Source organism: Elioraea sp., assembly GCF_051860475.1.
Classification (GTDB): Bacteria; Pseudomonadota; Alphaproteobacteria; order Acetobacterales; family Acetobacteraceae; genus Elioraea.
Window position 1 is genome coordinate 1 of the sequence record NZ_JBHYDW010000111.1, and the last position, 13,099, is coordinate 13,099.

The 13,099-nt window shown below is 74.2% G+C and carries 4 protein-coding genes; 3 read left to right on the forward strand and 1 reads right to left on the reverse strand.

What is annotated here, in order from left to right; genetic code table 11:
• Positions 1–193 (forward strand): OmpA family protein (locus ACTIFU_RS17225; protein WP_439579550.1); only part of this gene is annotated, 193 nt, incomplete at its 5' end.
• A gap of 1,128 nt (positions 194–1,321) precedes the next feature.
• Here the strand turns inward: ACTIFU_RS17225 and ACTIFU_RS17230 are convergent.
• The gene (locus ACTIFU_RS17230) at positions 1,322–3,412 is read right to left on the reverse strand and encodes a protein kinase domain-containing protein (protein WP_439579551.1); all 2,091 of its coding nucleotides are present in this window, start codon (positions 3,410–3,412) and stop codon (positions 1,322–1,324) included.
• A gap of 257 nt (positions 3,413–3,669) precedes the next feature.
• Here ACTIFU_RS17230 and ACTIFU_RS17235 point away from each other — a divergent pair, with 257 nt between their 5' ends.
• Positions 3,670–5,373 carry a ShlB/FhaC/HecB family hemolysin secretion/activation protein gene (locus ACTIFU_RS17235; protein WP_439579552.1) on the forward strand — a complete coding sequence of 568 codons (1,704 nt, stop codon included), beginning with the start codon at positions 3,670–3,672 and terminating at the stop codon, positions 5,371–5,373.
• 38 nt (positions 5,374–5,411) lie between these two features.
• Positions 5,412–13,099: two-partner secretion domain-containing protein (locus tag ACTIFU_RS17240; protein WP_439579553.1), on the forward strand; the 7,688-nt coding region annotated here is incomplete at its 3' end.

Below are 13,099 nucleotides of genomic sequence, written 5' to 3' on the forward strand. Positions count from 1 at the left end.
CGCGGTCTACAACCTGACGCTGTCGGAGCGCCGTGCCGATGCTGTGCGCGATTACCTGGTGCGGAACTTCGGCATCAGCGGCACCAGGCTGGAGACCATCGGGCTCGGTCAGACTGCGCTCGCAATTCCGACCGGGGACAACGTGAACGAGCCGCGCAACCGTCGCGTGCACATCGTCAATATCGGCAGTTAGGCGCGCCGGTTCGTGACGGGCGGGCCGGCCGGTCGCGCATCAGCCACGCCCCGGCCGGAGCCGGCCGGGGCCTTCCCGCCCTAGTCGCGTGCGGCGCCGGGTCGACGACGACGCCACCGTCGTGCTGCGCCGGCCGGAGGGCGGCGCCAGCCGGCCGAAGCCCGTGCGCCGGAGCCGTGCCCCATGGATCGCCGCCGCGCTGCTGGCGCTGGCGGTCGTGGCGGCCGGGGGGGGGTGGCTCTGGCTCGAACGCGTCGCACCACCGCCCCCTGCGCCCGCCCCGGTCGCCGAGGCGCCCGCGCCGCCGGCGCGTATCGATCCCTCGCGGCTCGCCGATGCCGCGACGATCCTCGCCCATCGCGCGACCGCGCTGACCGTGTTCCGGGTCGCGGACAATCCGCGCATCCTGGTGTTCGACTTCCCGAGCCTCGCCGAACAGGGGCGGATGCTGAACCGGATCGCCGCACTGGTCGAGAAGGAGGGCCTGCCGCGTGATCGCGTGCTGACCGACGCCGAACTCGCCGCGGCGATCGCCGAACGGGGCGAGACCGAGGAGACCTTCTATTTCGGCCACAACTACCGGGTGACCGACCTCGCGCGGTTCTTCGCGCTCGCCGCGCGCGACGGCGTGGCGCTGAACGAGGCCGAGCGCCGTCTTGCCGTACTGCTCGCCGACACCGGCCTCGCGCCGCCCGGTCCGGACGGGCTGCCCCGGCCGGCGGGTGAGGGGGCGGTCGTGTCGCTCTCCGCGGTGGAGGCGCCGGAGGGCGCGGCGGCGGGTCGGCTGGTGATCGATCCGTCCGTGCGTGCGAGCATCCTGCGCCACGAGCTCAGCCACGGCGAGTTCTTCACCAACCCGACATTCGCCACCCATGTCGCGCACTGGTGGCGCGAGCGCCTGACGGAGTCCGAGCGCGCTGCGTTCCGCCGCTTCCTTGCCGCCGGCGGCTATGACCCGGAGGTCGAGGAGGTGATGATGAACGAGGCGATGGCCTATCTGATCCACACGCCCGATCCGCGCTTCTTCAACGCCGCCGCGCTGGGCGTGTCCGCCGCACAGCTCGAGGACATGCGCGTCCGCTTCAACGACGGGCTGCCGGCGACGTGGCTGTCCCGCGCCTGGCCGCGTCAGCGCTCGGCGACCTCCACCATCAGGACCTGCGCGGCGACGCGGCCGGCGCGGCCGTCGCCGAGGCGCTCGCGCAGGGCGGCGAGATACGCCTCCGACCGCTCGAAATCCTCGCGCGCGCTCTCGAACAGCGGCCGTTCCGAGGCGAGCGCCACGATCATCTCGGTGCCGTAGGGCGGACCGATCTCCCAGCGCGGCCCGCCCTCGGCGGGATCGCCGAGCGAGACGCGCGCGCCGGGTGCGAAGCTGCGCGCCCCGTCCCCGCTGTTCGGATGCAGGTGCACCACCTCGCCGTCATGGGTGAAGTAGCTGACCCGGAGATAGGCGGGAAAACGCGGCATCCCGACCCGCACGGTCAGCAGGTCGCCGAGCACCAGCCGACGCCGGTCGCCGGCCAGAGCCACCGACAGCCCGCTCGGTGGCTCGCCGAACACGTCGGCGACCGGGCGGAGTAGGTCGAGCGCGTCGCAGTAGGGGCCCTCGAAGCCCCGTACCCGCCAGTCGATGTTCTCCCACGGCACGCCGGCCGAGGCGACGCGGAGCCTGAGCGCCGACTCCCCGCCGCCTGCCTCGGCGAAGCCGGTGAGCCGCACGCGGTCGGTCCCCTCGATCGTGCCCGCGACCAGGCTGCACCGGCTCGCCGCGATGGCGCCCGCGACGGCGCTGCGCAGCGTCGCGGCGGTGGGCCCGAGGGCGAGCTGCTGGCGCGGCGGTTCGCTCGGCGCCGGCACCACGGGCGGCGGGGCCACCGGCGCGACCCGGGGCTCGGGCGTCGGCGGCTGCGGCGCCGGCGGCGTCGGGGCTGCCTGTTGGGCCGGGGGCGCCGGTGCGGGAGGCGCTGCAGGCTCCGCCTGCTGCGGCGCGGTCGGGGGCGGCGATGGGGTCGGCTGCGCTGGCTGGGTCGGGGCCGGGGTCGGTGTCGGCGGCGGCGGTGTCGGCTGGAGCACCGCGGGCGGCTGGGTCGGAGCCGCGGGCTCCGGGCGCGGCACGATCGGTGGCGGCGCCGCAACCTGCGGCTGCGCGATCGGACCGATCGGCGGCGTGGGCGGCGGCTCGGGCTCGCGGATCAGCAGGAACCAAGCGGCGGCGGCCGCCGCGCCGAGCCCCAGTACGCCACCGGCGATCGCTGCGCCCGGCGACCCGCGCGTCCTGCCGGCCGTGCCGGGCGCGGCCGGCGGGGCGGAGGGTGGGGTCGGCGGCGGCGCAGCGGGACGGCTCACCACGGTCGCGTCGCGGTCCGCCGCGGTGATCGCGGCCAGCGGGTCCTGCTCGGCGCCGCGCACGGCCTCGGCGAGTGCAGCGCGGAAGGCGCTCGCGCTCTCGAACCGGGCCTGCGGCCGTTTCGCCATGGCGCGCGCCACCACCGCGTCGAGCCCGGGCGGCACGGCGAAGCTGATCTCGGAGGGCTTCGGCGGCTCGACCGTCAGCGCCTTGTGCATGATCGCGCTGAACGTCCCGTCGAACGGCCGGTCGCCGGTCAGCAGCTGATAGAGCACCACGCCCGTGGAATAGAGGTCGGTGCGCAGATCGACCGGCTCGCCGCGGAACTGCTCGGGCGACATGTAGGCAGGCGTGCCCATCACGGTGCCGGCCTGGGTCATGGTGCTGGACTCGATCCGGGCAATGCCGAAATCGGTGACCTTCACCTGGCCGGACTTCGTCAGCATCACGTTCGCGGGCTTGATGTCGCGATGGATGATGCCCTTCTCGTGCGCGTGCGCGAGTGCCGCGAGCAGCTCGTCCATCACGCGGCCGACTTCCTTCAGCGGCAGCCGCTCGCCCTTGTCGAGCAGGCCCTTCAGCGAGCCGCCCTCGACATACTCCATCACCAGATAGGCGAGCCCGCCCTGCTCACCGTAGTCGTAGACCTGCACGACGTTCGGGTGCGACAGCCGCCCGGCGGCCTGCGCCTCGCGCTTGAAGCGGGCGATCTCCTCGGCCGTTTCGGCATCGCCCGCATCATCGAGCTTGATGGTCTTGATCGCGACCGTGCGGTCGATCACCGGGTCGATGGCGCGCCAGACCGTGCCGGCGGCGCCGCGGCCGATCGCGGACAGAATCTGATACTTGCCGAGGCTCTGGCCTTCCATCGCGGGGCCTGCTGTGGATGCTCGTGTGAGTCTGCCCCATGATCGGCAAGCGGGAAACACCCGATTCGGCGAGGGGTGGGCCGACCGCCACCGGCCGGTTGATCGGAGCGATACAGGAACGGTTGTTGCCGGGAGGAGCCCATGATAGCGTCGGCCATCGTTTGGGGGAGCGAATGACGCGAGGCCGGTTCCGCGTGTGCCGGACGGCAGGACAGCGGGGTCGGGGACGCGGGACCATCCTGGCTCTGGCGCTCGCGATGGCGCCGCCCGGCGCCGCCTCCGGCCAGCCGGCGGCGCCGCCGGTGCTCGCTCCGCCGGCGGAGCGCGTCACGGTCCCGCCTCCGCCGCGGCCCGAGCCCGGGGTTCCGGTTCCCGCCGCGCCGGCGGTCGTGCCGGCCCCCCCGGGCGCGGAGACGGTGCGCTTCACCCCGCGCGCGATCGTGGTCGACGGCGCGACCGCGATCCTCCCCGACCGCATCGAGGCCGAGACAGCGCGCCTGGTCGGCCGCGAGGTGACGGTCGCGGAGATCTTCGCCCTCGCCCAGCGGCTCGAGCGGCTGTACCTCGATGCCGGGTACTTCCTCAGCCGCGTCGTGGTACCGCCGCAGCGCGTCGAGGACGGAGTGGTGCGGCTCCGCGTGATCGAGGGCGGCATCGCCGAGATCGAGTTCGAGGGCGATATCGGCCCGGCGATCGCGCAGGTGCGCGCCTTCGCCGCCCCGATACTCGCCGAACGGCCGCTCTCGGTCGCGACGCTGGAGCGCGCGTTGCTGCTCGCCAACGACATCCCGGGCGTCACCGCTGCCGCGACGCTGCGTCCCGGCACCGTCGAGGGCGCACCGCAGATGGTGATCAGTCTGACGCGGAAGCCCTATGACGGCGTGGTGGTCTACGACAATCGCCAGTCGCGGCTGCAGGGTCCGACCCAGCTGTTCGCGCTCGGCGCGCTCAACAGCTTCACCCGTTTCGGCGAACGGAGCGAACTGCTGATCGTCTCGACCGCGCTGCGCGGCCAGCCGGAGCAGCGGCGGGAGCAGAACTTCGTCCAGGTGAACCTGTCCGGCTTCATCGGCGGCAGCGGGCTCTCGGTGCGTGCCTTCGCGGGCGGCGGACGCACCGAGCCCGGCACGCCGCTCGCCGAGATCGGCTATCGCGGCAACGTGTTCGTCGGCGGGATCGGCCTGAGCTACCCGCTGATCCGTTCGCGCGCGACCACGCTCACCATCACCGGCCAGGCCGACATCTACCAGGCGGACTCGCAGGAGGAGGCGCAGCGCGCGCTGCAGCAGCGCACCGAGGCACGCTATCGCACGGTCAGGATCGGCGCCGAGGCAAGCTTCCGCGACGAGTGGCTCGGCATCACCGGCGTGCGGGCAACGTTCCACCGCGGGATCGACGGCTTCCGTGCCACGCCCTCGGACGTGACCGCGCTCGCGCCGCGGCCCGGCGCCGAGGCCGGCTTCATCAAGTGGACGGCCGAGGTGTCGCGGCTTCAGGCGCTGTTCTCCGCCGGGCGCTGGGCGTTCGACGTGCTCGGCGTGATCGCGGGGCAGTACACCGACCATCTGCTGCCACAGCAGGAGAAGTTCTTCCTCGGCGGCGATCGGCTCGGGCGCGGCTTCTTCGCCGGCGAGGTCACCGGCGATCGTGCGGTGATCGGATCGATCGAGCTGCGCGCCACCTCTGAGCTCCGCCTGACCGAGGCCGATGCGGAGGGCCTGCCGACGCAGTTCTACGGGTTCGTCGATCTCGGCCGGGCGTGGGATCGCGCCGCGCCGGGTCTGCCGGAGCCGGCCGCCATACCGATGCGTTCCCTCGGCCTCGGCGTGCGCATGGACATCCGCTCCTGGCTGACGCTCGAACTCGAAGGTGTGCGCCGCCTCACACGCGAGTTCGCTGGCGCGAACGTGCAACCTCTGTCACTGTACGCAGGGTTCTTCAGGCTCACCGGTCGCTTCTGAGGCGACATCACATGGGGAGGGGGGCGACGAACCGGGCCATGATGATGCGCGGCCCCTGCGGACTGAGACTGCTGCTCGCGTCGTGCACGGCGTTGACGGCGCTCTCGCCCATACAACTGCATGCCAATCCGCAGGGCGGTACGGTGGTGGCGGGACAGGCCGGCATCGAAACGCCGGCGCAAGGGCATCTGGTGGTGCGGCAGGGCAGCGCGCGCGCGGTGATCGACTGGCGCAGCTTCTCGATCGGGCAGGGCGAGCACACGCAGTTCATCCAGCCTTCGACCTCCTCGGTCGCGCTCAACCGGGTGACGGGCCCCGACCCCTCCGTGATCGCGGGCAGACTGTCCGCGAACGGAAGGATCGTGGTCCAGAACGAGGCCGGCGTCACCTTCTCCGAGGGCGCGCAGGTCAATGCCGCGAGCATCCTCGCCACCACCTCGCGGATCGACGCGGCGCGGCTGATGGCGACCGGAGAGGTGGCGGCGACCCTGCCCGGACGTGTCGCCGGGGCGCGGGTCGAGAACCAGGGCGAGATCACGGTCGCCGATACCGGTGTGGCGGCCCTGGTTGGGCCCGAGGTGCGCAACGCCGGCCGGATCGTCGCGCGCGAGGGCCGCGTCGTGCTCGGCGGGGCAGAGACCTACACGATCGATCTCGCCGGTGACGGGCTGGTGGCATTCGAGGTGCGCGACCCGGTGTCGCGCGCGCCGTCGGATGGCGGCGCGGTGGTGGTGAACACCGGCACGCTCGAGGCGCCGGGCGGGCAGGTGGTGGTCTCGGCGCGCGCCGCGCGCGGCGTGGTCGATGACGTGATCTTCGCCGGCGGCCGCATCGCCGCCACCGCGGTGCATCAGCAGGGCGGCACGATCGTCCTCGGCGGCGGCGACGCCGGCGCGGTGACGATCGCCGGCACGCTCGACGTCTCGGGCCAGGGCGCGGGTCAGCGCGGCGGCACGGTGGATGTGCGCGGCGAGCGGATCGCCGTGCGATTGAGCGCGCGGATCGACGCCTCGGGGCGTGCCGGCGGCGGCACGGTGCGGCTCGGCGGCGATCTCCAGGGCCAGGGGCCGGGGCAGACGTCGCGCAGCGTGATCGTCGACCGCGACGCGGCCATCCTCGCGGACGCGACCGGGCAGGGCGATGGCGGCACGGCGATCATCTGGTCCGACGAGACGACGCGGTTCTGGGGCCGGATCAGTGCGCGCGGCGGGCCCGAGGGCGGCGATGGCGGCTTCGCCGAGGTCTCGTCCAAGGGCTGGCTGGACTATCGGGGCGTGGCGGATCTCCGCGCCACCCTCGGCCGCGCGGGCGTGCTGCTGCTCGACCCGGCCGATCTCAGGATCGCGAACGCGGCATCGAGTGACGTGACCGGAGCGTCGCCATTCCAGCCGGTCGGCGACGTTGCGCTCTCCATCCTCGACGTGGGCGTACTGGAGGGCCAGCTCGCGGCGTCCGACGTGATCGTGCAGACGGTCGGCAGCACCGGCGGCGGTACCGGCCTGATCGAGATCGACGCCGATATCGCCATCACGTCCGGACGCACGCTGACGCTGACGGCCGCGGGCGGGATCACGCTGAACGGCGGGCGCAGCATCGGCACCGGGGGATCGGCGGTCCTGGTGATGCAGTCGGGCCGCGCGGGCGCCGGCGGCGGCATCACGCTCAGCGGCTCGATCGCGCTCGGCGGGGCCGGGCGGCTCGAGCTCGACGCCCTGGGTGGCGGCACCGGCCCGGGTGGCGCGATCACGCAGCCGGCCGGCACGATCTCGGCGAACGAGCTGCTCGCGCGCGCTGCGGGCGGGGTGTCGCTGACCAGTGCCGCGGTCGAAACCATCGCTGGCAGCGCCGGCGGCGCATTCGGCGTGGCGAGCCCTGCGCCCAGCATGGCCGTCGGCACGGTCGGCGGCGTTGCCGGGATCAGCGCACCCGGCCAGACCGTGGGACTCTCGGCCGGGACCAGCCTGACGATCAGCCAGGCGATCAATGCTGGTACCGGCGTGGTCAACCTCGTGACCGGCGGGGCCGGTGGGCTGCTGACGGTGGACGCCACCGTGACGGCCGGCCGGGTCGGGGTCAGCACGGACCGGATCGCGGTGAACGCGCCGCTCGGTGCCGGCGCGACCGATATCGACATCGTGCCGACCAACCCTGCGCGCTCGATCCTGGTCGGAGCGGGCGGAACGGAGCTGAGCACCACGAGTGGCGACAGCACGACGCTCGCCGTGAACCAGGACGAGTTCAACCGGCTCGGCTCGGCGACCGCCGCCGTCCGGCTCCGCACCACGGGCGGCACGATCACGGTCCAGGGCAGCGGCGCCCCGGACGCGACCGGGCTCGATCTCGGCAGCCGCCGGCTGACCCTGCAGACCGAGAACACGAGCGCCGCGGCGATCGGGCAGGATCGGCGCATCATCGGCGGTGCGGGGTCCGCGCTCGCGGCGATCGCCTCCGCCGGCGGCGTCATGCTGAGCGACCCCGGCAACGGCATCCCCACCCTTGCCGGCCGCGCCGGCGGGCCGGGCAGCACGTTCACCTACGTGAGCGCGGACGGCGTGACGGTCGGTACCGTGCAGGGCGGCGCGGCCGTCCCGAGCCTGTCCGGCATCGTCACCGGCGGCGCGCCGGTCAGCCTGACCGTCAACGGGGCGCTCGCCGTGGACCAGCCGGTCTCCGCGCCCGGCGCGGCGGTCTCGATCACCAACACCAGCACCGCTCCGATCAGCCAGTCCGCGGTCGCTCCCATCACGGCGGCCACGCTGACGATCCAGTCCGGCGGCCCGGCCCTGCTCGCCGCGTCGGCCAGCCAGGTCGGCTCTCTGGTCGCGAACACGGATGGCGGCCTCCAGTTCACCAACCAGCAGAACTTCGACGTCGCGGTCCGGAACACCGGCGGTGGCGCGGTTGGCATCACTGGCCAGGCCAACCTCACCTTGGTGGACGCGGGGCCGGGCGGGCCTGACGGGGCCCGCAATGAGGCTGGGTCGCTCGCCCTGGTCGCGGGCGGCACGCTGAGCGTCGACCGCCCGATCTTCGCCACCGGTACCGCCACCCTTGGCGGCGCGCAGGTGACCGTGAACGACACCGTGGTCGCGCCGACGGTGGTGGCAGCTGCGGACGCTCTGACGATCAACCCGATCACCGGTGTCCTGGGCGACGCGACGGTGCAGCGGGTGGTGCTGCGCACCCGCACCGCGGGTCGGCCGATCAGCCTTGGCGGCGTGGCGCCGGGCGCGCTGGTGCTGGACGCGGCCCAGTTCGACCGGATCGGCGTGGGTGCGGGTCTCTACAGCCTGCGCGTCGGCAGCCTCGGCGGTGCGGAGCGGCCCGGCGAGCAGGCCAGCGGGACCCTCACGATCCGCGGTGTCGGCGCGCCTCTCGCGGGCCGCGACGTCACGCTGGAGGCGGGCATCGCGGACGGGTCCGGCGTGGCCGTCACCCAGCAGGCACTTGCCCCGGTCATCGCCAACAGCCTGATCGTGCGGAGTGCGGCGGGCTCGGTGCTGCTCGCTGTGGCCGACAACCAGGTGGGGGCGCTCGCCGGCGCCACGCTGGGCGCGAATGCGGACTTCGAGTTCGCGAGCCTCGGCACCCTGCGGCTGGATCAGCTGGCGCACGGCCCGGACGCGCCGGTGGCGGGCGTGACGGCCACGCGCACGGTCCGGCTGCGCAGCAGCGTCGGGACCGTGGAGCAGACCCCGACGGGCCGCATCGTCGCCCAGAGCCTGGTCGCACGCGCCACGAACGGCGCCGTTGACCTCACCGGATCGGGCGCGAACAGCGTCGGCACGATCGCGGGCGACGCCGTGAGCGGGTTCCGCTATCGCGACGCCGGCAGCACGACGGTCGGTGCGGTCGCGCCGAGCCTCGCGTTCCCGGGGCTGGCCAACGGGCTCTCGGTCACTGGCGTGGGCGCGCCGATCTCGCTGATCGCGGGGACCGACCTCACGCTCGCCGCGCCGGTGGTCGGTCCCGTCGTGCGGTTGGACGCCGGGCAGGATCTGACCCAGACCGCGGCCGGTCCCGTCATCGCGGACGCCCTGCTTGCCCGCGCCGGGCGTGACGTGCTGCTCGACGGCCAGAATGGCCTTGTGCCGCCGGGTGCGCCGGGCGGGCCCGCGGGCAACGACGTGCAGACCCTGGCCGCGCAGGCGGGCCGCGATCTCTGGTATCGCAGCGCCCCCGGGTTCACGGTCGGGCTGGTCGGGGATGATCCCGGCCTGGCCCCCGATACCACCGCGGTCTCGGGTGCGGTCGGGGCGACCGGCGGTGCGGGCGGCGCGGTGCGGCTCGCCGTGACGGACGCGGGCGGCGTGATCACGGCAAGCCAGCCGGTCGTCGGCCAGGCGGTGGAGCTTGCCGCCGATGGGCTCTTGCTGGCCGCGCCGGTCGGCGCGGCAGCCGAGGCCGTCGTCGTCCGGCCGTTCACCGCGGGGCGCCCGATCACGCTCGGCAGCCTCTTCCCCTTCGACCCGCTGATCTCGCTCGCCCTCACCGCCGCGTCGATCGACCAGCTCGGCGGCCCGACGACCACGCTGCGCTTCGGCTCGACCGGCAACGCGACCGAGGCGGCCTCGGGCCAGCTCCTCGTGCGCGGGACCGGCGGCAACCCCGGCACCGGCATCCGCGTCAACCGCGCCGGCCAGCCGGGCGACGCGCGCAGCTTCGTGCTGGAGAGCGGCGCTGGGGCGAACGCCATCATCCAGACCGGTCCGATCACGGGCGGGGCGAGCGCGACGCTGGTCGCAGCGGCGCCGGCAGGCGAGGTGCGGCTCGACGACACCGCGAACGATGTCGGCACGATCGCCGGCACCGCCGGCACGGCTGGGTTCCGCTACCGCGCCGGCGGAGCGGTCACGGTGGGGCAGAGCGCATCCGTTTCGGTCGGCGCCGGGATTCCGCTCGTCACTGCCGGGCGTGACGGCATCCAGCCGAGCGGGGCCTCGCTCCCGATCACCCTTCTCGCCGGCGGCAATCTCGGCATCGCGCGGCCGCTCGACGCCGGGACGCAGACGATCCGGCTGCAGGCCGGCGGAGCACTGACCCAGGGCGCTGACGGGACGCTCTCGGCCGGTGCGCTGCTCGCGCGCGGTGCCACGGTCGACCTCACGACGGCCGCGAACGCGGTCGGGGTGGTGGCGGGGGATTCCATCTCCGGCTTCCGGTTCCGCAACCAGGGCCCGCTCACCGTCGGCGCGGTCACGGACGATGGGCCTCTGCCGGTGTTCGGGGCCACCGGCGTGGTCAGCCCCTCTGGCAACGCGCCGATCACCCTGGTTGCGGAGAGCGGCACTCTGTCGCTGGATTCGCCGGTGAATGCCGGGCTCGGTACGGACAGCATCGTGCGCCTGCGGGCCGGCGGGACGCTGAGCCAGGGTGGCTCGGGCTTCGTTGTCGCCAGCGAGCTGCTGGTGCGCGCCAATTCGGTCCTGCTCGACCAGACCAACCTCGCCGTCACCCTGTCAGGCGAGGCGGTCTCGCAGTTCCGCTTCAGCAACTTCGCCGCGCTGACCCTCGGCGAGGTGGCCGGCGACGGCGCGCTGGTTGATGGGCAGACGGGGGTACGGCTCGGGGCGGGGTTCGGCACGCTGACGCTCATTGCCGGGACCGGCGGCGGCACTGGCGGTCTGCTGCTCGACCGCCCGCTCGATGCCGGCACCGGGGCGGTGACCCTCCAGGCCGGCGGCGGCGCCAACAGCCATGTCCAGCAGACCGCGACGGGCGGGATCACCGCGGCGACGCTCGAGGCTTTCGCTCCTGCCGGCGCGGTCGATCTCGCCAGCGCGGGCGCCGCGAATGCCGTGGGCGGCATCGCCGGCCTTGGGGTGAGCGGGTTCCGCTTCCGGGCCGCCGGCCCGCTGAGTGTCGCCGCCGGCGGCATCGGCACCGCCGGCGCGCCGCTGACGCTCGTCTCCGGCGGCACGCTGACTCTCGCCGGCCCGCTCTCGGCCGGCACTGGCACGATCCGCCTGCGCGCGACCAGCGGCGACATCGTCCAGACCGGGGGGACGATCTCCGCCGGCGCGCTCGCGCTCAGCGCCGAGGCCGGCAGCATCGACGTCCGCCAGCCCGGCAACGCCTTCACAAGCTTCGCCGGCGCCGCACTTGGCACGCTCGCCTTCGATGCGGCGGGCGCGCTGACGATCGCGGCGATCGGCGCCGACGGGCCGGCCGAGAGCCAGCTCGGCGTGGTCGCGCCGCTCGCGGTGCTGGTGCCGGCCTTCGCCGGCGCGACCTCCACCGCCGGCGCGGTCGAGATCAGCGCCGGCGGGACGCTGACCGTGCCCGGCACCGTCCAGGCCGGCACCGATGTCGTGCTCAGCTCGACCCAGGACCTCGATATCTCCGGCACCGTGCTTGCGGCCGGCGATGCCGATCTCGGCGCGAGCGGGACGCTCAGCCTCACCGGCCTGCTCGACGCGGGTGGCGCCGCGACGCTGACGACGCTCCAGAGCCTCACTGTCGGCGCCACGGGCAGCGTGCAGTCCGGCGGGGCGGCAACGCTGACCTCGACGGGCGCGACGACGATCTCCGGCCAGGTGGCGGCCGGGGCGGGCGCGACGCTGGACGCGGGCGGCGACCTTGTGGTGGCCGCGGGCGGGATCGTGCAGTCGACCGGCGCTGCGACGCTCATCGCCACCGGCCCACTGGTGGTTCAGGGTGCGGTGGCGGCGGGCGCCGATGCCACATTGACCGCGGGGCAGTGGATTTCGGTTCCGGGCTCGGTGGTCGCCGGCGGACTGGCGACGCTGACCGCGGGGTCGGACCTGTTCGTTGGTGGCACGATCGCAGCCGGGTCCAATGCGGTCCTCGGCGCCGGCGGCAACCTCGAGGTGTTCGGCGGCGGTCTGGTCCAGACCGCCGGCAGCGCGAGCATCGACGCCGCGAATGCGCTGATCGTGGACGGCGTGGTCGACGCCGCCGGCGACGCCGTCCTGACCTCGGGCAGCTTCATGCTGGTGTTCGGGTCCGTGCTCGCGGGCGGAACCGCGGCGCTGACGGCAGGGTCAGACCTGTTCGTCCCAGGAACGGTCGTGGCCGGCGCCGATGCCGATCTGAGCGCCGGCAGCGGCATGGCCCTGGCCGCGGGCAGCCTCGTCCAGTCGGGCAGCGCGACGACGCTCGCCTCGGGCGGCGACATGGCAGCCGACGGCACCGTCGATGCGGGCGCCGATCTGGCCGCGACCTCCGGGCAGCAGATCGCGGTCGGCGGCGCACTGAGCGCAGGCGGGGCGGCGAGCCTCGATGCGGCGGCCGGGATCGGCATCTCCGGTGCCGTCCTCGCGGTGACGGACGCGACGCTGACCGCAGGGCAGTCCCTGACGATCGCAGCGCCGGGCACGCTCCAGGCCGGCGGCGCGGCTGCGCTCGTGGCGCCGGGTGCCATCGTCGTCGACGGCAGCGTGCAGACCGGCGCGGGCGCGACCGTGACCTCCGGCCAGCAGATCGCCGTCGGCGGCAGCGTGATCGCGGGCGGTGATGCCGTGCTGGATGCGCCGGCTGCGATCTCGGTTGCCGGTCTGCTGCGCTCCGGCGCCGCCTCCGTCCTCACCGCCGGGGGGGCGATCGGCATCGGCGGGCTGGTCGATGCCGGCACGACTGCGACGCTGCTCGCCGGGCAGAGCATCACCGTGCCGGGCGGCGTGGCCGCCGGGCTCGACGCAGTCCTCGACGCCGCCACCACGCTCACGGATCTGGGCACGATCAGTGCCGGGCGCGACGTGCTGCT

Bases quoted from the DNA above. Each gene is read 5' to 3' on its own strand.
- ACTIFU_RS17230 (WP_439579551.1), bottom strand. From the start codon at position 3,412: ATGGAAGGCCAGAGCCTCGGCAAGTATCAGATTCTGTCCGCGATCGGC.
- ACTIFU_RS17235 (WP_439579552.1), top strand. From the start codon at position 3,670: ATGGCGCCGCCCGGCGCCGCCTCCGGCCAGCCGGCGGCGCCGCCGGTG.